We start from the raw sequence: 20,495 nt of genomic DNA on the forward strand, positions 1-20,495 counted from the left end.
AACATGGTTGAAACTGTACACTCCACCCGCCCCGGGGCGACGTCGCAAGCGCCTCAGACAACGACTCCGGAAAAGCGCAGTCTCAGTTCGGATTTCGACACGTTCATCCGGATGCTGACCACCCAGGCCAAATATCAGAACCCGCTCGAACCTCTGGATTCTTCCGAATACGCGGCTCAGCTGGCGCAGTTTTCGATGGTCGAGCAACAAACAAAAACCAACGATACCCTGACCGCCCTTGTCGAAAAACTGGGTGCTACGGATATGGCCAAACTGTCGAACTGGATTGGCAAGGAGGTCCGCGCGGTTGCTCCGGCCAATTTCGACGGAACGCCCGTTACCATATCTCCCGCTCCTCTTGCCGCTGCAGACAAGGCGTTTCTGGTGGTTCGCGACGCAAAGGGCGAGACTGTCGAGCGCTATCAAGTTCCGGTTTCCGCCGATCCGATAAGCTGGAGCGGTTTGAATGATGACGGGGAGCCACGCGACAACGGCCTCTACAGTTTCGCAGTGCAAAGCTACAAGGCGGACGAGTTGCTGCTGGAAGAGGCCGCCGCCGTCTATCACCCGGTAAGCGAAGCTCAGATCGAGAATGGCGAAGTGATCTTGATCCTTGAGGGCGGTCAGGCGATTTTGGCCAATATGGTAACCGGGGTGCGCGCGAACGGCTGATCTGCTCGCCGCTCCGGTTTGCCAAGGCGGGCGGGACTGCCCGTGCCAAGAACCAGAGGCCGAGTTGGAACAGACAGAGCATATCCCGCCACCGGGTCTTGTCGCGCAATTGCGCGAACGAAGCCTGTTGCAGACCGGCGACCGGTTCGAAACGCTTTATGGTGGGCGCACCAACCGGGTCTGGCGGTTGCATGGCCCTGCCGACGACCTGGTGGTGAAGCTCTATCGCAGGGATTTCGACAATCCTCTGTTCGGCAACGATGCCCAGCTCGAGGCGCTCTGCCTGGACCGGCTGGAGGGCACCGGGCTGGCCCCGCAACTGCGGGCTTCGGGCGCGCTCGGGCAAGAGGCATGGGTCGTCTACGACCATGCCCCGGGCGCTCCTTGGCGGACAGACCCGGCGATCGCCGCCCGAATGCTGGCCAATCTGCACAGGCGGGCGCTCGATATCCCGGCGCCAGCGGGGTGCAATGGCAGCGCCGCCATCCGAACGCATGCCGAGGCCATTCTGTCTCGTTGCGATCAACCTGACCGCGAACTACTCCTGAAAGCGCGGCCGCATACAGCGACGATCGCTCCGGGGCCCGCCTGCCTGATCCATGGCGACCCGGTTGCGGGAAACCTGTTGGTTTCAGGCGACCAGGCGATCCTGATCGACTGGCAATGTCCCGCCATCGGCGACCCGGCCGAGGATCTGGCGATGTTCCTGTCGCCGGCCATGCAGCAGGTCTATCGGGGCGCTCCTCTGACAGCGGCAGAGGAGCAGCAGTTTCTAAGCGCCTATGATAACGCCGGCACCGTGGCGCGTTACCTGTCGCTCAAGCCCTGGTTTCACTGGCGCATGGCGGCCTATTGCCGGTGGCGCGCCCGAAATGGGGCGCCCGATTATGCCCCGGCCTTTGAGCTTGAGCACGCGGCACTGGCGGCCTGCTGAGCGATCAGAGATCGCCCAGCCCAAGCACCAGATAGACCGGCGGCATGATCGCACGGCGGAACCGGCCAAGCGGAAAACGTGTCAACGGCGCTTGCATCGCTTGCGGCAAACCGGGGTCGGCGCCCAGCGCCAGCCGTGCCAGTGCGCGGCCCGAATAGGTCCCCATCGCGACCCCGTTGCCGTGATAGGCCAGCCCGGCAAACAGGCCGGGCGACCCTGGCACCGGTCCGACATAGGGCATCAGCGCGCGCGACAGACACACCATCCCGGACCACAGATTGGTCGCCTCGACCCCCGTCCAGGCCGGGAACATGGTGTCGAAATGCCGGCGCAGCCGGACACGGATTCCGGCTTCGCTCCGGGGGGAGGACAGCAGCCCGCCGCGCATACCGAACAGAAACCTCCGGTCCGGCATCAGGCGAAAATAGTGGAGCAGGTTGCGGGTGTCATAAGCCATCTGATCCGAGGTCCAGCCCTGGGCCTGCAGCTCTGCTTCGGTCAGGGGGCGGGTTACCATGACGCTCGATTGCGCGGGCATGTAGCGGCCAGCCAGCCAGGGCGGCATGTCCTCGCTGGAATAGCCGTTGGTGCAGATCAGTACCGTATCCGCCTCGACCCGGGCCAGGGGCGTATCCAGGACATGGCCCCGCGCGCCCTGCTCGATCCGGATTACGGGGCTGTTGCGGAACATGCGCGCGCCTGAACCGGTGGCGGCGGCGGCAAGGCCGAACAGGTACTTGCGCGGGTTCAGGGCAAAGCCGACATCGCTTGTCAAACCGCCGTGAAACTCTCCGTTCAGACCTTCGCTCGCCAAGTCGTGTTTCTCGTGCAGACGGCCATGCCCTGCATCGGCCTGACGGCGCAGCGCGTCCATGGCACGGGCGTTATGCGCCAGCTGCGTCTCGCCGCGCGAATGGGTGTCGGCAACGATACCGTATCGCTCGATCAGGCTTGCTGCGAGCTGGACCGCCTCTTTCTCGGCCTCATCAAACGCCCGGGTGCCCTCGGCGCCATAGCGTCTGCGTTTCTGTGCATCGCTCAGCTTGGAACCGCCCAGACAGCAGAACCCGCCATTGCGGCCCGACGCGCCCCAACCGGGCGCTTCGGCCTCGAACACGGCCACCGACACTCCGTTTTCGGCAAGGTGCAATGCGGCCGACATACCGGTAAAGCCACCGCCGACGATGGCGACATCCGCCCGGATGTCGCCCGCGGCTACGGGCCAGTCTGGCGCGGCGATGGTCTCGTCCCACCAGCAGCCCGCACGCGGCCCGTTGCCATAGGCGTAATCCGAAAAGATCCGGCGCATCAGCCGCGGGCCGCCGCCTGTTCATCCCGTTTCTGGCGCACCAGCGCCTGTTTCGAGATCAACGAGGCGCTGATCACGCCAACGGTCACGATCCCGATCATGATGGTGCTGAGCGCGTTGATCTCGGGGCTGACCCCCAGACGCACCGCCGAGAAGATCTTGATCGGCAGGGTGGTTGCGGCAGGGCCCGAGGTAAAGGACGCGATCACCAGGTCGTCCAGCGACAGGGTGAAGGCCAGCAGCCAGCCCGAGATCACCGCGGGCGCGATAATGGGCAGGGTGACCAGCCGAAAGGCCTCGGCTGCGGAACAGCCCAGGTCCAGCGCCGCCTCTTCCAACGAACGGTCGAAGGTGACCAGCCGCGATGACACCACAACCGAGACATAGCACATGGCAAAGGTCGTATGCGCCAGCACGATGGTCATCACCCCGCGATCCAGCCCGATCCCGATGAACAGCAGCAACAGCGACAGACCGGTGATCACCTCGGGCATCACCAGCGGTGCATAGATCATGCCCGAGAACAGGGTACGGCCCATGAACCGCCCTGCCCGCACCAGCACCAGCGCAGCCATCGTGCCCAGTATGGTGGCCAGGGTCGAGGACATTACCGCCACCTTGAGCGTGACCCAGGCCGCGTTCAGAAACGCATCGTTCTGAAACAGCTCGCCATACCATTTGGTCGAGAACCCGGCCCAGACCGTCACCAGCTTGCTCTCGTTGAAGCTGTAGACGATCAGGATCAGCATCGGGATGTAGAGAAACGCAAACCCCAATGTCAGCGACACGGTGTTGAACCAGCTCATCCTGTTCATTTCTCGGCCTCCGCCTGTTTCTGCTGGTTGCGCTGGAACAGCACGATGGGCACCACGAGGATCAAGAGCAGCACCACCGCCACCGCCGAGGCAACCGGCCAGTCGCGGTTGGAGAAGAACTCCTCCCACAACACCTTGCCGATCATCAGCGTGCCGGAGCCACCCAACAACGAGGGGATCACGAATTCACCCAGAACCGGGATGAAGACCAGGAAACAGCCCGCGATGATACCCGGCCGTGACAGCGGGATGGTAACCAGCCAAAAGGCCTGCGCCCGCGAACAGCCCAGATCCTCGGCCGCCTCGATCAGCGACCCGTCCATCCGGTCAAGCGCCGAATAGACCGGCAGGATCATGAAGGGCAGATATGTATAGACGATACCGATATAGACCGCCGTGTTGGTGTTCAGGATGGTCAGCGGCTCGTTGATGATCCCGGTCCAGAGCAGGATCTGGTTCAGGTACCCTTCGTTCGACAGGATCCCCATCCACGCATAGACCCGGATCAGGAACGAGGTCCAGAACGGCAGGATCACAAGCATCATCAGGGTCGGGCGCCATTCCTCTGGCGCGCGGGCCATGGCATAGGCGATCGGATAGCCCGCCACCAGCGTCAGCAGGGTCGCGGTTGTCGCGATCCTGAGGCTGCTCAGATAGGCTTTCCAGTACAGATCATCTTGGGTCAGGAAGATGAAATTCTCGAAATCCAGTTCCCGGACAAAGGCCATGACACCTTCGGCCCAGTCGAACTGCGGGAAATAGGGCGGTCGGGCGATGGCCGCGTCCGACAGCGAGATTTTCAGCACGATGACAAATGGCACCAGGAACAGCACCAGAAGCCAGGCATAGGGAATGGCGATCAGCAGGAACCGGCGCATCAGTTTGCCAGCAGCACACCCGCCGTGGCTGTCCATGACAGCCAGACGGTGTCTTCCCAGGTAAAGCTGCGGCGCGAGATGCGGCGCGTGTTCGAGGTCTGCGCCTTGATGATCGTGCCGTCGGCAAGTTCCACGTAATAGGTTGAGAGGTTGCCGAGATAGGCGATGTCATGCACCCGACCCTGCACCGCATTGGCAGCGTCGGCGGGGCGTTCGGCGCTGATCGCCACCTTTTCGGGGCGGATCGCCAGATGGCATTTCTGCCCCTTGTCGAACCTGGTGGCGGATTTTGCGGTCAGCGCCGGCTGTCCCTCGGCCCAGTCGATGCGATAGCCGTCTTCGCCCTCGGGTGTGGCGCGGCCTTCGATGATGTTCACGTCGCCGATGAAGTCGGCCACATAAACCGAATTTGGAGTTTCATAGATGCGGTCAGGCGTGGCAACCTGCATCAGCTGGCCCTGATCCATGACCGCGACGCGGCTGGCCACGGTCATCGCCTCTTCCTGATCGTGGGTCACGATCACGAAGGTGGTGCCGGTTTTCTCCTGAATGTCCATCAGTTCGAACTGGGTATCCTGGCGCAGCTTCTTGTCCAGCGCACCCAGCGGCTCGTCCAGCAGCAAGAGTTTCGGCGCCTTTGCCAGCGATCGGGCAAGTGCCACCCGCTGCCGCTGCCCGCCCGAGATCTGGTGCGGTTTGCGTTGGGCAAACTTCTCCAGCCGGACCAGGCGCAGCATCTCTTCGACCCGGGCTTCGATCTCGGCCTTGGACTTGCGGTCGCGGCGCAGGCCAAAGGCGATGTTGTCCCACACGCTGAGATGCGGGAACAGCGCGTAGGACTGGAACATCATGTTCACTGCGCGCTTGTTCGGCGGCACCGGCGCGATATCCTGCCCGGCCAGTTCGATAACACCCTCGGTGGCGGTCTCGAAGCCGGCCAGCATACGCATCATCGTGGTCTTGCCGCAGCCGGACGGGCCAAGCAGGGCAAAGAACTCGCGCTCGAAGATATCCAGCGTCAGGTTGTCGATAGCGGTGAATTCGCCAAACCGTTTGGTCACGTTCTTGAAACGGATCAGCGGTTTCGCGTTGGGATCTTCCCAAGGCGCAAAGGTCGATGATTGCAAGGCTGGCCCCCGTATACGGCTGAATGGGGTTGAGGCTGGAGGCAGGCCGTCAGGCCCGCCCCCTAAGTGGCATGAACCGGATCAGGTGCCCGATTTGACCTTGGTCCACAGACGGGTCACCGTCCGCTGAATCTTCGCCGGATAGGGCGTGGTGGTATAGAGGTTGTCCATGGTTTCGGCATCCGGATAGATCGCGGTGTCGCCGATCACGTCCTCGACCAGGTGTTCCTGGCTCGCCTTGTTGCCGTTGGCGTAATAGACATAGTTCGACGCAGCCGCCATGTTCTGGGCGTCCATGATGAAGTTCAGGAACACATGTGCCGCATCCGGGTTCGGGGCGTCGACCGGAATGGCCATCTGGTCGAACCACATCAGCGAGCCCTGCTTGAAGGCGTGATATTCGATCTCGACGCCATTGTCGGCCTCGGCCGCGCGGTCACGTGCCTGAAGGATGTCGCCGGACCAGCCAATCGCCACGCAGATATCGCCATTGGCCAGCGCGTTGATATATTCCGAGCTGTGGAACTTCTGAATATAGGGGCGCACCGCCATCAGCACCGGTTCGGCCTTGGCGATCACATCGGCGTCGTGGCTGTCGGGGTTTTCGCCAAGATATTTCAGCGTGGCGGGGATGAGCTCGGTCGGAGCATCCAGGAAATGAACGCCGCAGGAGGCCAGTTTTTCCATGTTCTCGGGATTGAACACCAGGTCCATGCTGTTCATCGGCGCGTCTTCGCCCAGCACTTCCCTGACCTTGCCGACGTTCACGCCCAGGCCGGTGGTGCCCCACATGTAGTTGATCGAATACTCGTTGCCCGGATCGTATTGCGCGGTACGGGATTCGATCTGATCCCACATGTTGGCGTGGTTGGGCAGCTTGGACAGGTCCAGCTTCTGGAAGGCGCCCGCCTGAATCTGGCGCTGCAGGAAGGTCCCGGTGGGCACCACGACGTCATAGCCCGATCCGCCGGCCAGCATCTTGGTCTCCAGGACCTCGTTGCTGTCGAACACGTCGTAGATCAGCGTGATGCCGGTTTCGGCCTCGAACTTGGCGAGCAGTTCCTCGTCGATATAGTCCGACCAGTTGTAGACCCGCACCTCTTCGGCAAAGGCCGTCGAGCTTGCGAGCGCGACCACCGCCGTGAGTGTCAGCGATTTGAATGTCATTGAATGTCTCCCTGCAAGGTGGCGGGTATTTTCCCACCTCGGTAGATTTGATCAAGTTTTGCCTTCTGCGGCAACAGTGTTTATGTTTTCACCTAGTCGAAGGTCTGACAAGTCGTCATGACGAAATAGAGGCAAGTCCTTTGAATATGATCAAAAAAGGTGCATCCGTGTCCGCTCAGAGCGAAGCAAAACAACCTGTTCACGAACAGGTTTATCAGATGTTGCGGGCCCGAATTCTGTTCGGAGAGCTGGCTCCGGGGCAGGCAGTGACCATTCAGGGGCTGACTGATTCGCTCGGTGTCGGGATGACTCCGGTGCGCGAGGCGATCCGCCGTCTGATGTCCGAAGGCGCACTGTCATTTCAAGGCAATCGCCGGGTCAGCGTACCGGTTCTGACCCAGAACGATTTGCAGCAGGTCATTTTCGTAAGGAAATCAATCGAGGCCGAATTGGCACGCCGCGCAGCTGAACGGATGACGCCCAAGGCGGTGGCACAGCTTGTCACGCTGGACGAGGCGCTGGATATGGCGATCGACAGCGGTGATGTGGGCGGTTACCTGCGCTCGAACTACGATTTTCACGCCCTGCTCTATCAGGTGGCGGACGCACCGATCCTGACGGAAATGGCCGAGCGGCTGTGGCTTCGGTTCGGCCCGTCGCTGCGGGTCGTCTGTGGCCGGTTCGGCACCCAGAACCTGCCCGACAGGCACAAGGAAATGCTGGATGCCCTGCGCGCCGGCGATGTCGACGGGGTCGCCCGCGCGATGGAACAGGATGTCGAACAGGGCATGGAGCAGATGGCCGGCGTGTTGGCGGAAAACGCCTGACATCACGATTCGATTTGACATGAACAAATTTGATCATATTCTGCCATCAAGACCGTTTTTGCAGGAGACTCACCCGATGGCGACCATCACAAATCACATGCCCACCGCCGAATTGCAGGCGCTGGATGCGGCCCATCACCTGCATCCGTTCTCGGCAAACAATGCGTTGGGCGAAGAAGGCACCCGCGTTATCACCCGCGCCCGCGGCGTCTGGCTGAACGACAGCGAGGGCGAAGAGATCCTCGACGCCATGGCGGGGCTGTGGTGCGTCAATATCGGCTATGGTCGCGACGAGCTGGCCGAGGTCGCCGCCCGTCAGATGCGCGAGCTGCCCTATTACAACACCTTCTTCAAGACGACCCATGTTCCGGCCATCGCCCTGGCGCAGAAGCTGGCCGAACTGGCCCCCGGCGACCTGAACCATGTTTTCTTTGCCGGCGGTGGGTCCGAGGCCAATGACACCAATATCCGCATGGTTCGGACCTATTGGCAGAACAAGGGTCAGCCCGAAAAGACCGTCATCATCAGCCGCAAGAACGCCTATCACGGCTCGACCGTGGCCTCGTCGGCTCTGGGTGGCATGGCCGGCATGCACGCCCAAAGCGGCCTCATTCCCGATGTTCACCATATCAACCAGCCCAACTGGTGGGCCGAAGGTGGCGACATGGACCCCGAGGAATTCGGCCTGGCCCGCGCCCGCGAGTTGGAAGAGGCGATTCTGGAACTGGGCGAGAACCGCGTCGCGGCCTTTATCGCCGAACCGGTACAGGGTGCCGGCGGCGTGATCGTCGCGCCCGACAGCTATTGGCCCGAAATCCAGCGGATCTGCGATAAATACGACATCCTGCTGATCGCGGACGAGGTGATCTGCGGCTTTGGCCGGACTGGCAACTGGTTCGGCACCCAGACCATGGGCATCCGCCCCCATATCATGACCATCGCCAAGGGTCTCAGCTCGGGCTATGCGCCGATCGGCGGTTCGATCGTCTGTGACGAGGTCGCCCATGTCATCGGCAAGGACGAGTTCAACCACGGCTACACCTATTCGGGTCACCCGGTCGCCGCCGCCGTGGCGCTGGAAAACCTGCGTATCCTGGAAGAAGAGAATATCCTCGATCATGTGCGCAACGTGGCCGCGCCCTATCTCAAGGAAAAGTGGGAGGCGTTGACCGACCACCCGCTGGTGGGAGAGGCCAAGATCGTCGGCATGATGGCCTCGATCGCGCTGACCCCGAACAAGGCAAGTCGCGCCAAATTCGCCTCGGAACCCGGCACCATCGGTTACATCTGCCGCGAGCGCTGCTTCGCCAACAACCTGATCATGCGCCATGTTGGCGACCGGATGATCATTTCACCGCCACTGGTGATCACCCCTGCCGAGATCGACGAGATGTTCGTGCGCATCCGCAAATCGCTGGACGAGGCACAGGCTGAGATCGAGAAACAAGGCCTGATGAAATCCGCCGCCTGATCGACGGATGACAGAAACAGAATCCCAGGCCGGTCCTTTGGGGGCCGGCCTGACCTCATTTTTGGGGCGTTAGCGGTCACAGTCCCGTAAAGCGTCGCATCCGTCACTCAATTGTCGCAAATCGGTTGCAACTCCCCCCGGTGCACGCTTAACCTCGGGGCAATAGCGGCCAAGATCGCAATGTAAGTGTACGGGGAGCTGGCATTGACCACACGCACCAGCAGCGACACGTTCGTTGAATTCGAACGTGTCCAGAAGAGTTATGACGGCGAAACGCTTGTTGTAAAAGACCTCAATCTGACCATGCCCAAAGGCGAGTTTCTGACGATGCTCGGCCCCTCGGGTTCCGGTAAGACAACCTGTCTGATGATGCTGGCCGGCTTTGAAACCGCCACCCATGGCGAGATCAAGCTCGACGGGCGTCCGATCAACAACATCCCTCCGCACAAACGCGGGATCGGCATGGTGTTCCAGAACTACGCCCTGTTCCCGCACATGACGATTGCCGAGAACCTGTCCTTTCCGCTGGAAGTGCGCAAGATCGGCAAATCCGACCGCGAGGCCAAGATCAAGCGCGCGTTGGACATGGTCGAGATGGGCGCCTTTGGCGGCCGCCGCCCGGCCCAGCTCTCGGGTGGCCAGCAACAGCGGGTCGCATTGGCCCGCGCGCTGGTATTCGAACCGGAACTGGTGCTGATGGACGAACCGCTGGGCGCGCTGGACAAGCAGCTGCGCGAAAAGATGCAGTTCGAAATCACCCGTCTGGCGCATGAGCTGGGAATCACCGTGGTCTATGTGACCCATGACCAGACCGAGGCGCTGACCATGTCGGACCGCGTCGCGGTGTTCAACGATGGCGTGATCCAGCAGCTGGCGCCGCCTGACGAGCTTTATGAACAGCCTGCCAACAGCTTCGTTGCCCAATTCATCGGCGAGAACAACACCCTCGAAGGTGAGGTGCAGGAGATTCGCGACGGTATCGCAGTGGTCCGGCTCGACGATGGCGGGCTGATCGACTGCAAACCGGTCAATGTCAGCCGCCCGGGCGAACGCACCCGCGTGTCGATCCGCCCCGAACGGGTCGAATTCAACAAGAGCCGCCTGCAAAAAGGTGTCCACACGCTCAAGGCCGAGGTGATGGAATTCATCTACATGGGCGACATCTTCCGCACCCGCGTGCGCGTTGCCGGTAATGACGAATTCATCATCAAGACCCGGAACGCGCCCGACCAGGTGCGGCTGGAACCCGGCGCCCAGATCGAGATCGGCTGGCTGCCCGAAGATTGCCGCGCGCTGGACGCCTGATCCAGCGCCGGGAACGCTCGTCCCCGACAAAGGGGACGGATGCAATCGGACCTGGCCGCAGCGCCCGTCGCGGCCGGTCCCAGAAAAACCAAACGGGTCAACAAGGGAGCAATCCATGAAACTGAAGACAGCTTTGCTGGCAACGGCGCTGACCTCGGCAGCCTTTGCCGTCTCCGCGCAGGAAGTCACCGTGATGTCCTGGGGCGGCGCCTATACCAAGAGCCAGGTCGAAGCCTATCACAAACCCTTCACCGCCGAGACCGGCATCAAGGTGAACTCGGTCGACGCCGACAACCCGGCCACCCCGATCAAGGCACAGGTCGAAGCCGGCAACGTTTCGATTGACGTTGCCGACGTCGAATTCTCGGACGCCGTGCGCCTGTGCGACGAAGGTCTGCTGGAAGAGATCGATCCCGCGATCCTGTCCGCCGCCCCCGATGGCACCGCCGCCACGGATGACTTCATCGACGGAGCACTGCAGGATTGCGCCGTGGCCAACATCGTCTGGTCCACCTCGGTTGCCTACAACACCGCAAACGTGTCGATGGCCCCGAGCTCGATCGCCGATTTCTTCGACACCGGCAAGATCCCGGGCAAGCGCGGCCTGCGCAAATCCGCCAAGGCAACGCTGGAAATGGCTCTGATGGGCGACGGCGTTCCTGCAAACGAAGTCTATGACGTGCTCGACACCGACGAAGGCGTCGACCGCGCATTCGCCGTGCTGGACCGGATCAAGAGCGATATCGTCTGGTGGGAAGCTGGCGCTCAGCCGCCGCAGCTGCTGGCCGATGGCGAAGTGGTGATGTCGACCGCCTATAACGGCCGTATCTTCAACGCCGCCGTGGCCGAAGGTCAGCCCTTCGAAATCATGTGGGACGGCCAGATCCTCGACTTCGACCTGTTCGTGGTCCCCAAAGGCGCACCGAACAAGGACGCCGCCATGCAGTTCATCGCCTTCTCGACCAGCACCCAGGCGCTGGCGGATCAGGCCAAGTGGATCAGCTATGGCCCGGCACGCAAGTCCTCGGGCGCACTGGTCGGCCTCTACCAGGACGGCAAGACCGAGATGGCGCCCCATATGCCCACCTCGGAAGCAGCCCTGAAGAACGCGCTGGTCAACAACTTCGAGTTCTGGGTCGACAAGGACGCCGAACTGAACGAGCGCTTTAACGCTTGGCTGGCGAACTGATCGCAACCAATCGGGCCGCCCCCTTGCGGGGCGGCTCTTTCCCACGCAAGTTTCCCAGGACGAAGCCCCTATGACCGATATCGCTCAGCCGCTGACGACCGCGGACGGCAAACCGCTCAAGGGCGCGCTGCTCAGGGCGCAGGCCCGTGCGCGGCGCCGCGCCTTTCTTCTAGTTCTGCCGCTTCTGGCCTTCATCCTGATCACCTTCGTGTTCCCGATCGGACAGATGCTCTATCGCTCGGTCTATAACGAAGGGTTCACCTGGCACGAGGACGTCACCTCGGGCGACCGCACCCCGCTCATGACCAATCTTGCCGACTGGTTCGATGCCAACCCGCCGGGCACGGTGCCCGACGAGGCCGCTTTTGCCGCGCTGGCCGCCGATCTGGTGACGCTGCGCGATCTGAAAGCACCCGGTCAGGCCGGAACCCGGATCAATTATGAACTGTCGGGCTCGCGTTCGATGTTCACCAAGGCCGCCCGCAGCGCCAAAAAGCTGGAACCGCCCTACAAGGAGGCGATTCTCGAGCTGGACAAGGATTGGGGCAATCCCGAGCTTTGGCAGGCGATGCGCGGGGCCTCGTCCTCTTACACGACGAATTTCTACCTTGCCGCCATCGACCGCGAACGCGATGCCAGCGGCGCGGTGACCATGGTGCCCGAGAACCGGCAGGTCTATGTCAAGCTGTTCATGCGGACCTTGACCTTGTCGCTGTTGATCACCTTCCTGACCTTCATCCTGGCCTATCCGATCGCACATCTGCTGGCGACGCTGCCGCTGCGCCATTCCAACCTGCTGATGATCCTGGTTCTGCTGCCCTTCTGGACCTCGCTGCTCGTGCGGACCACAAGCTGGATGGTGCTGCTGCAAAGCCAGGGTGTGCTGAACGACACGCTGGTCGGCCTCGGTATCCTTGGCGACGATGGCCGCTTGCAGCTGATGTATAACCGGGCCGGTACCGTGATCTCGATGACGCACATCCTGCTGCCGTTCATGGTGCTGCCGCTCTATTCCGTCATGCGGATGATCAACCCGTCCTATGTACGCGCCGCGCGCTCGCTGGGTGCAACCAGCTGGACCGCCTTCCGCCGCATCTACTTTCCACAGACCGTGCCGGGGATCGGCGCCGGGGCGCTGCTCGTCTTCATCCTGGCGGTCGGGTATTACATCACACCCGCGCTGGTCGGTGGTGCCGATGGTCAGCTGATCTCGAACCTGATCGCCTTCCACATGCAGAAATCGCTGAACTGGTCGCTCGCCGCCGCTCTGGCCGCGCTGCTGCTGGCGGGGGTCCTGCTTCTCTATTGGCTGTACGATCGCCTGATCGGCATCGACAATCTGAAACTGGGGTAATCGGACATGGCACTTCCCAAACATGCATCGCCCCTGGAACGGGTCTGGCATTACACCTATCTCGTGATCTGCGCGCTGATCTTCCTGTTCCTCATCGCGCCGATCCTGGTGATCATCCCGCTCAGCTTCAACGCCGAGCCCTATTTCACCTTTACCGAGAAGATGCTGTCCTTTGACGCCGAGGGGTTTTCAACCCGCTGGTACGATCTGCTGCTGACCTTTGGCATGCTCGAACCCGAAGCCCCGCGCGACGGGTCCTGGTGGGCGGATGCCTGGGCGAACGCCCAGTGGATCCAGGCCACCAAGAACTCGATCATCATCGGTTTCTTCTCGACCATCCTGGCCACCACGCTGGGCACCATCGCGGCGCTGGGCCTGTCCCGGCCCGAGATGCCGGGACGGCGCGCGGTGATGGCGATCCTGATCTCGCCGATGATCGTGCCGATCATCATCACCGCGACCGGCCTGTTCTTCTTCTACTCGTCGATCGGCATTCAGGACTGGGGCATTCCCTATCTGGGCATCATCCTGGCCCATGCGACATTGGGCATTCCCTTCGTGATCATCACCGTGACGGCAACGCTGGTGGGGTTCGATCACTCGCTGACGCGGGCGGCGGCGAATATGGGGGCCGATCCGGTCACCACCTTCTTCAAGGTGCAGATGCCGCTGATCCTGCCCGGCGTGATCTCGGGGGCGCTGTTCGCCTTTGTCACCTCGTTTGACGAGGTTGTGGTGGTGCTCTTTGTCGGCGGTCTGGACGAACAGACCATCCCGCGCCAGATGTGGAACGGTATCCGCGAACAGATCAGCCCGGCAATCCTGTCGGTGGCCACCATCCTCGTGGTGATCTCGATTGCACTGCTGACGGTGGTGGAACTGCTGCGGCGGCGCTCCGAGAAGCTTCGCGGCCTCTCGCCGGGCTGAGGTTCAGCTCTGGATCAACACACAAGATCAAAACACTGGGGCCGGGCAACCGGCCCCTTTGCGTTTGTGCCGCAGAATTTCAGGTCAAGGCAGATCGACAACCAGCCGCAGCGGCGCCCAGCCATCCACGTTGCAGCGGGCCTCGATCTGTACCTGCGCCGTACCCTCCGGGATGACGACTCCACCCAGCGACCGGGTAAAGGGCTGCTCGGTCTCATGCGGATGGAACAAGGTGCGCATCCCCAGTTCCCGCCCCTGCATGTCCAGCACCCGCCAGCCATCGGCGTAATGGTCCCATCCGGTATCGGGGTGGCGCAGGGTGACGTCGAATCGCCAGCCATCACCGCTTTGATGAGCGGTGACTTTCTCGATCGCGGGCGGGTCGGCCAGAACCGGAGCCGCCAGCAGAAGGAACGGAATCAGAAATCGCATGCCAACAGCCTAACCTGCGCAAGCGCGCGGCGCGCTCACGATGCTGTGTCCAGGCGGCCTTCGGCGGGCAGGGTCAGCAGCACCGCCCGCGAATGCGAGGCGAATTCGCGCCGGTAAAGCACCGCAACCGTCAGCACACCGGCCCCAATCAACGCCAGCGGCCCGATCAGCCAGGCCACCGAGGCAAGCGCAAAATAGGTCGAGCGCAGCCCCTTGTTGAAGCTGCGCGCCGCGGTGATGCAGATCTCGGCCGCCTGTGCCGCGCGTGGCAGACAGCGCGCGTCCTCGGGCTCGTTCGGAACAGCGGCCATCAATACCGCGCAATAGCCGAACAGGCGATTGGCCCAGACAAATTTCAGGAAAGCATTGGACAGGAACAGAAGCACAATCAATATCTTGACCTCCCACACCAGCGCCGGCGCGCTGGTTATCGCAAGATCTTGTGCGATGTCCGACAACCGGTCGGTATTGCCGATCAGCGCCAGCCCGCCGCCCACCGCAATCACCGCCGTCGAAGCAAAGAAGGATGTCCCCTGCCGCATGATCGAGATTAGCTGCGCATCAAAGACGCGCGGCTGCCGGGTCACCATCTGGCGCATCCAGTCGCGCCGGAAATCCGCCATCAAGGCCGAGACCGAGGGCCTGCCCGGCGCCGGGTTCTCAATCCGCCAGCCGATCCACATCCACCCCGCCAGCAGAACGGCAACGGCAAGGTAATCCAGCGGGGCAAAAGCAAGGGCGCGGTCGATCCATGTCATGGGCGCGACAGTAGATCTTACCGGATTGCCTTGCCAGAACCGAAAATTGGTAATATTACTTTACCAGATGGAGGATCCCCTATGGATATGCCCACCCCGAACCCGACCGTCCTGGCCAAGAAGCCACGCCTTGTGCAGCGTCTGCGGCAGGTCCTGCCCGATGACGGGGTGATCGACGACCTCTCCGAGACGCGCGCTTATGAATGCGACGCGCTGACCGCCTATCGCTGCCCGCCGCTGCTGGCGGTTCTGCCCGCCTCGACACAGGAAGTCTCGGACGTGCTGCGCATCTGCCATGAAGAGGGCGTGCCGGTGGTGCCGCGCGGTTCGGGCACCTCGCTGGCGGGGGGCGCGCTGCCCACCGCCGACAGCGTGATCCTGGGCGTGGCGCGGATGAACGAGGTGCTGGAGACGGACTATGACAACCGCGTCATCCGGGTGCAATCGGGCCGTACCAATCTGAGCGTCACCGGCGCGGTCGAGGCCGAGGATTTCTTTTACGCCCCTGACCCCTCGTCGCAGCTGGCCTGCGCCATCGCGGGCAATATCGCGATGAACTCGGGCGGGGCGCATTGCCTGAAATACGGGGTGACCACCAACAACCTGCTGGGTGTCACCATGGTGCTGATGGACGGCACCGTGGTCGAGATCGGCGGCGCGCATCTGGATGCGGGCGGGCTGGACCTGCTGGGCGTGATCTGTGGCAGTGAGGGGCAGTTGGGCGTGGTCACCGAGGCCACACTGCGCATCCTGCGCAAGCCCGAAGGCGCGCGCCCGGTATTGATGGCGTTCGACAGCAACGAGGTCGCCGGTGCCTGTGTCAGCGACATCATCAAGGCCGGCGTTCTGCCGGTGGCGATCGAGTTCATGGACCGGCTCTGTATCGAGGCCTGCGAAGCCTTTGCCAAGGCGGGCTATCCGCAATGCGAGGCGCTGCTGATTGTCGAGGTCGAGGGGTCCGAGGCCGAAATCGACGACCAGCTGACCCGCATCATCGAGATCGCCCGGCGCCACAACCCGCTGGAACTGCGCGAAAGCCAGTCGGCCGAGGAAAGCGCCCGCATCTGGCTGGGCCGCAAATCGGCCTTTGGCGCCATGGGGCAGATCAACGACTATATGTGCCTTGACGGCACCATCCCCGTTTCCGCCCTGCCGATGGTGCTGCGCCGGATTGGCGAACTCAGCCAGGAATATGGGCTGAAGGTGGGCAACGTGTTTCACGCGGGCGATGGCAACATGCACCCGCTGATCCTGTTCGATGCCAACAAGCCCGGTGACCTGGAGAAATGCGAGGCATTCGGCGCTGACATCCTGAAACTCTGCGTCGATGCGGGCGGTTGCCTGACCGGCGAACACGGGGTGGGGATCGAGAAACGCGACCTGATGCTGCACCAATACGCGGCAGAGGATCTGGAGGCGCAGATGGCGGTCAAGGACGTGTTCGACCCGCACTGGCTGTTGAACCCCGCCAAGGTGTTTCCGCTGTCGGTGTCCGAGAGCCGACGCGCGGTACAGGTTGCGGCAGAGTAGCGGGGGCGCTGCCCCCTTGGCCTGCGGCCAATTCCCCCGGGATATTTTCAGCAAGAGGAAAGCCAATGCTGAGACCAGAAAGCGAGGCCGAACTGGCCCAGATCGTGGCCGGGCTGACCGCGCCGGTCCGCATACGGGGCGGCGGAACGCGGGGCGTGCCGGGGCCGAAGGCCGAGTTGGATATCTCGGGGCTGAGCGGCATCACGCTCTATGAGCCCGGCGCGCTGACGCTGGTGGCCAAGGCGGGAACGCCCGTGGCCGAGATCGAGGCGGCGCTGGCGGCTGAGGGGCAGCGGCTGGCCTTTGAGCCGGTGGATCATCGCGGGCTGATGGGCACCGGGGGCACGCCCACCATCGGCGGCGTGGTGGCCGGCAATATCTCGGGCCCCCGCCGGATACAGGCGGGCGCGGCGCGCGATTTCCTGCTGGGGGTGCGCTATGTCGACGGGCTGGGCCAGGTGATCAGCAATGGTGGTCGGGTGATGAAGAATGTCACCGGCTATGATCTGGTCAAGCTGATGGCCGGATCCTGGGGCACGTTGGGGGTGCTGAGCGAGGTCTCGCTGAAGGTGCTGCCAAAGGCCGAGACGCAAACCACGCTGGCGATTTCGGTGCCCGATGCGGCATCCGCCGTGCGCGCACTCTCGGCCGGGCTGGGCTCGCCCTATGAGGTGACCGGCGCGGCCTATGATCCGGCCCTGGGGCAGGCGCTGGTTCGGATCGAGGGGTTCGAGGCCTCGGTCGCCTATCGGGCGGAGGCGCTGAGCCGACTGTTTGCGCCATTCGGAACTGTGGCGCGGCTGGAGGACGATCCCTGGCCGGGCATTCGCGATGTGGCGCCGTTTCACGGGCGCGAAGGCGATGTCTGGCGGATCTCGGTGAAACCGGGCGATGCGCCGGAGCTGGCCGCACGCTGTAAGGCCGAAGCCTTGCTGTTCGACTGGGGCGGCGGGCTAATCTGGGCGCTGATGCCCGAAGGCGCCGACCTGCGCGGTCGGCTGGGCGAATTTGCAGGCCATGCGACCCTGATCCGGGGCGACCGGAGGCAGCACGCCATGTTCCAGCCGGAATCAGCCCCGCTTGCTGCTCTGACACGCGGGCTGCGGCAGCGGTTCGATCCGAAAGGGCACTTCAACCCGGGACTGATGGGGTAAGCGATGCAGACGAATTTCACCGCCGAACAGCTGACCGATCCCGGTATCCAGCGCGCCAACGAGATCCTGCGCTCTTGTGTGCATTGCGGGTTCTGTACCGCCACCTGCCCAACCTATCAGGTGCTGGGCGACGAGCTCGACAGCCCGCGCGGGCGCATCTACCTGATCAAGGACATGCTGGAAAACAGCCGGATTCCCGACGCCAAAACGGTCAAGCATATCGACCGTTGCCTCAGCTGTCTGGCCTGCATGACCACCTGCCCCTCGGGCGTGCATTACATGCATCTGGTCGATCACGCGCGCGAGTATATCGAGCAGAATTATCGCCGCCCGTTCAGCGACCGCGCGCTACGCTGGATCCTGTCGCGTATCCTGCCCTATCCCACGCGGTTCCGGCTCGCTTTGCTGGGCGCCAAGATCGGCCGCCCGTTCCGCGGGTTGCTGCCCGATGCGCGGCTGCGCGCGATGCTCGACATGGCGCCGAAACATATCCCACCCGTCAGCCGCAACGACGATCCGCAGAGCTTTGCACCGGCTGGCGCGCGCAAGAAACGCGTCGCCCTGATGACCGGCTGCGCGCAAAAAGCGCTGAACACCGATATCAACGACGCCACCATTCGCCTGCTGACCCGGCTGGGTTGCGAGGTCGTGGTGGCCGAGGGGGCGGGATGCTGCGGAGCGCTGACCCATCACATGGGGCGAACCGATGAAAGCCACGCGACGGCGGCCAAAAACATTCGCGCCTGGGTGCGCGAGATGGATGGCGCCGGGCTGGACGCGATCGTGATCAATACCAGCGGCTGCGGCACCACCGTCAAGGATTACGGCCACATGTTCCGCAACGAGCCGCTGGCAGACGAGGCCGCCCGCGTGTCGTCCATCGCGATGGACATAAGCGAGCTGTTGATTAAGCTCGACCTGCCCGAAGGCACCGACAAGGGGCTGACCGTGGCCTATCACGCCGCCTGCTCGCTGCAACACGGGCAAAAGATCAAGACCTATCCCAAGGACCTGCTGAAACGCGCGGGGTTCAAGGTGGTCGAACCTGCCGACAGCCATCTATGCTGCGGCTCGGCCGGGACCTATAACCTGATGCAGCCCGAGATCTCGGGCAAACTCAAGGCGCGCAAGATCCGCACGCTTGAGGCCAAGAAACCCGACCTGATCGCGGCAGGCAATATCGGCTGTATGATGCAGATCGGGTCAGGCACCGAACTGCCGATCATGCACACGGTGGAACTGTTGGATTGGGCCACGGGCGGACCGCAGCCACCGGCGATGACCGCGCCAGGCAAGCGCGCGCCCGAGGTGCCGATCCTGCGTTAAAGCATTTCCAGGAAAAGTGGGTACCGGTTTTCCTCCCGCAGATGCCCGGTGTCAAACAGTCAGAGCGGTTTCTGCCGCGACGCAATCGCCGCCCCGGCCAGCAAGAGGCCGGCGGCGACCAGCAGGCTGATACCGATATCGCCGACCAGATCGCCGACCAGCCCCGCGCCATAGGGGCCCAAGGTCTGGGCCACGGCAAACACCACCGTGAACAGGCTGATCGCGCGGCCCCAGCTTTCGGGCGGCAGGTTCTGGCGCGCGAAATTGGTCACCGCGCCCGGCGCCATGAAGACCGACAGGCCAAAGACCACCGCAGACAGCAGCAGGGCCGGACCATTGGGCAACACCACCGGCAGCGCCGATCCAACCGCGATACCGGTCAGGATCATCGCCAGCGGCAGACCCGAGGCATAGCGCGCCAGCACCGGCCGCCACACCAGCGGCGAAACCGAAATACATAGCCCCAGGATCACCCAGACCAGCGCGATGAAGGGCGCGCTGGCCGCCTGCTCGGTCATCCAGGCCGACAGAAAGGTCAGATAGACGATGTAGCCCAGACCGAAACCGGCATAACCCGCCAGTTCCGGCAGCATCCGGCGCAGCGGCAGTGGGGCATGCCCCGCCTGCGACTGGACAGGGGCGCGCTGTTGCACCGCCGCCCACAGGGCCAGCGGCAGGAAGGTCAGGCTGGCGCCGCCGATCAGATACCAGGCCAGCGGCCAGGCTGCCGGTCCATAGGCCTCCAGAAACAGCGGCAGCGCGGCACCGGCCAGCACAATGCCCAAGCCCCCGCCCGACCCGAACAGGATCGCGATGGCGAGCGCGTTGCGCCGCGGATCGTTGCGAAACAGGCCAGCAGTCAGCGTTCCGGCGGTGGAAAAGGACATCGCGCCAAAGAACCCGGCCAGAATGCGCCACGACGTTTGCCACCACAGTTCGGCATTGGCACCGGTCGCCAGCAGCGCCAGCGTGGTGGCAATCAACCCGGTGATGAACAGGCGCACCGGACCGACACGCCGGATCGCCATCATGGTCAGCACCGCACCCGCGATATAGCCCAGCGCGTTGGCGGTGTTCAGCCAGCCCGCCTGGGCATAGTTCCATTGCATCTCCGATTTCATCGCCGGCAGCAGCAGGCCATAGGCGAAACGGGCAAACCCGTTGGTCACTGTCACCCCGAGCGCCAGCCCCGCCAGCACCAGCCATGACCGGGTTGCCGACAATGTCATCGCGTGACCGATAGATGCAGAGACATGTCGCAACCCTCGTGATGTCGCTGGCGTCAGGCCAGGCGCAAACCTTGCGCGACCCTGCCAAGCC

At 63.0% G+C, this 20,495-nt stretch carries 19 protein-coding genes; 11 read left to right on the forward strand and 8 right to left on the reverse strand.

Going from position 1 to position 20,495, the window contains the following annotated elements; translation table 11 throughout:
• The first annotated feature begins 3 nt into the window (after window positions 1–3).
• Both SPO_RS17540 and SPO_RS17545 read left to right on the forward strand, forming a co-directional pair.
• Window positions 4–672: a flagellar hook capping FlgD N-terminal domain-containing protein gene (locus tag SPO_RS17540; RefSeq protein ID WP_011049146.1), complete on the forward strand. Its 669-nt coding sequence runs from the start codon at window positions 4–6 to the stop codon at window positions 670–672.
• Between the two features lie 64 nt (window positions 673–736).
• Entirely contained in the window at window positions 737–1,606 is an 870-nt protein-coding gene (locus SPO_RS17545) for a phosphotransferase (protein ID WP_011049147.1), read from the forward strand.
• Between the two features lie 4 nt (window positions 1,607–1,610).
• Here the strand turns inward: SPO_RS17545 and SPO_RS17550 are convergent, their stop codons facing one another.
• The 5 genes from SPO_RS17550 to SPO_RS17570 all read right to left on the reverse strand — a co-directional run bounded on the left by SPO_RS17550 (window position 1,611) and on the right by SPO_RS17570 (window position 6,902).
• Window positions 1,611–2,915: an NAD(P)/FAD-dependent oxidoreductase gene (locus SPO_RS17550; RefSeq protein ID WP_011049148.1), complete on the reverse strand. Its 1,305-nt coding sequence runs from the start codon at window positions 2,913–2,915 to the stop codon at window positions 1,611–1,613.
• Complete coding sequence (locus tag SPO_RS17555) at window positions 2,915–3,730, reverse strand: ABC transporter permease subunit (protein WP_011049149.1); 816 nt, start codon at window positions 3,728–3,730, stop codon at window positions 2,915–2,917. The genes SPO_RS17550 and SPO_RS17555 overlap by 1 nt, the downstream gene beginning before the upstream one ends.
• Complete coding sequence (locus SPO_RS17560; protein ID WP_044028758.1) at window positions 3,727–4,608, reverse strand: ABC transporter permease subunit; 882 nt, start codon at window positions 4,606–4,608, stop codon at window positions 3,727–3,729. Before SPO_RS17560 ends, SPO_RS17555 begins: the two co-directional genes overlap by 4 nt.
• Complete coding sequence (locus tag SPO_RS17565; RefSeq protein ID WP_011049151.1) at window positions 4,608–5,735, reverse strand: ABC transporter ATP-binding protein; 1,128 nt, start codon at window positions 5,733–5,735, stop codon at window positions 4,608–4,610. Before SPO_RS17565 ends, SPO_RS17560 begins: the two co-directional genes overlap by 1 nt.
• Window positions 5,736–5,816: 81 nt before the next feature.
• Window positions 5,817–6,902, reverse strand: coding sequence for a polyamine ABC transporter substrate-binding protein (locus SPO_RS17570; protein ID WP_011049152.1), 1,086 nt, complete (start codon window positions 6,900–6,902; stop codon window positions 5,817–5,819).
• A gap of 146 nt (window positions 6,903–7,048) precedes the next feature.
• Here SPO_RS17570 and SPO_RS17575 point away from each other — a divergent pair, with 146 nt between their 5' ends.
• The 6 genes from SPO_RS17575 (at window position 7,049) to SPO_RS17600 (ending at window position 13,975) form a co-directional block, all read left to right on the forward strand.
• Window positions 7,049–7,729 carry a GntR family transcriptional regulator gene (locus tag SPO_RS17575; protein ID WP_011049153.1) on the forward strand — a complete coding sequence of 227 codons (681 nt, stop codon included), beginning with the start codon at window positions 7,049–7,051 and terminating at the stop codon, window positions 7,727–7,729.
• A 76-nt stretch (window positions 7,730–7,805) separates the two neighbouring features.
• Window positions 7,806–9,200 (forward strand): aspartate aminotransferase family protein, encoded by a 1,395-nt coding sequence (locus SPO_RS17580; protein ID WP_011049154.1) that lies wholly within the window; start codon window positions 7,806–7,808, stop codon window positions 9,198–9,200.
• A 204-nt stretch (window positions 9,201–9,404) separates the two neighbouring features.
• Entirely contained in the window at window positions 9,405–10,505 is a 1,101-nt protein-coding gene (locus tag SPO_RS17585; protein ID WP_044028761.1) for an ABC transporter ATP-binding protein, read from the forward strand.
• Window positions 10,506–10,620: 115 nt separating this feature from the next.
• Window positions 10,621–11,694 carry an ABC transporter substrate-binding protein gene (locus SPO_RS17590; RefSeq protein WP_011049156.1) on the forward strand — a complete coding sequence of 358 codons (1,074 nt, stop codon included), beginning with the start codon at window positions 10,621–10,623 and terminating at the stop codon, window positions 11,692–11,694.
• Between the two features lie 70 nt (window positions 11,695–11,764).
• Window positions 11,765–13,048, forward strand: coding sequence for an ABC transporter permease (locus SPO_RS17595; RefSeq protein ID WP_011049157.1), 1,284 nt, complete (start codon window positions 11,765–11,767; stop codon window positions 13,046–13,048).
• A gap of 6 nt (window positions 13,049–13,054) precedes the next feature.
• Window positions 13,055–13,975 carry an ABC transporter permease gene (locus SPO_RS17600; RefSeq protein WP_011049158.1) on the forward strand — a complete coding sequence of 307 codons (921 nt, stop codon included), beginning with the start codon at window positions 13,055–13,057 and terminating at the stop codon, window positions 13,973–13,975.
• A gap of 84 nt (window positions 13,976–14,059) precedes the next feature.
• Here the strand turns inward: SPO_RS17600 and SPO_RS17605 are convergent, their stop codons facing one another.
• Together SPO_RS17605 and SPO_RS17610 are read right to left on the reverse strand one after the other, a co-directional pair.
• Window positions 14,060–14,407 (reverse strand): hypothetical protein, encoded by a 348-nt coding sequence (locus SPO_RS17605; protein WP_011049159.1) that lies wholly within the window; start codon window positions 14,405–14,407, stop codon window positions 14,060–14,062.
• 35 nt (window positions 14,408–14,442) lie between these two features.
• Complete coding sequence (locus tag SPO_RS17610; protein ID WP_011049160.1) at window positions 14,443–15,165, reverse strand: DUF599 domain-containing protein; 723 nt, start codon at window positions 15,163–15,165, stop codon at window positions 14,443–14,445.
• 81 nt (window positions 15,166–15,246) lie between these two features.
• Here SPO_RS17610 and SPO_RS17615 point away from each other — a divergent pair, with 81 nt between their 5' ends.
• The 3 genes from SPO_RS17615 (at window position 15,247) to glcF (ending at window position 19,175) form a co-directional block, all read left to right on the forward strand.
• Window positions 15,247–16,695 (forward strand): FAD-linked oxidase C-terminal domain-containing protein, encoded by a 1,449-nt coding sequence (locus tag SPO_RS17615; RefSeq protein ID WP_011049161.1) that lies wholly within the window; start codon window positions 15,247–15,249, stop codon window positions 16,693–16,695.
• A gap of 68 nt (window positions 16,696–16,763) precedes the next feature.
• Window positions 16,764–17,849: an FAD-binding protein gene (locus tag SPO_RS17620; protein WP_044029382.1), complete on the forward strand. Its 1,086-nt coding sequence runs from the start codon at window positions 16,764–16,766 to the stop codon at window positions 17,847–17,849.
• Between the two features lie 3 nt (window positions 17,850–17,852).
• Window positions 17,853–19,175 (forward strand): glycolate oxidase subunit GlcF, encoded by a 1,323-nt coding sequence (gene glcF / locus SPO_RS17625; RefSeq protein ID WP_011049163.1) that lies wholly within the window; start codon window positions 17,853–17,855, stop codon window positions 19,173–19,175.
• A 59-nt stretch (window positions 19,176–19,234) separates the two neighbouring features.
• Here the strand turns inward: glcF and SPO_RS17630 are convergent, their stop codons facing one another.
• Window positions 19,235–20,404: a YbfB/YjiJ family MFS transporter gene (locus SPO_RS17630; protein WP_044028763.1), complete on the reverse strand. Its 1,170-nt coding sequence runs from the start codon at window positions 20,402–20,404 to the stop codon at window positions 19,235–19,237.
• Window positions 20,405–20,495 lie beyond the last annotated feature (91 nt).

This window comes from Ruegeria pomeroyi DSS-3, assembly GCF_000011965.2.
GTDB classification, from domain to species: domain Bacteria; phylum Pseudomonadota; class Alphaproteobacteria; order Rhodobacterales; family Rhodobacteraceae; genus Ruegeria_B; species Ruegeria_B pomeroyi.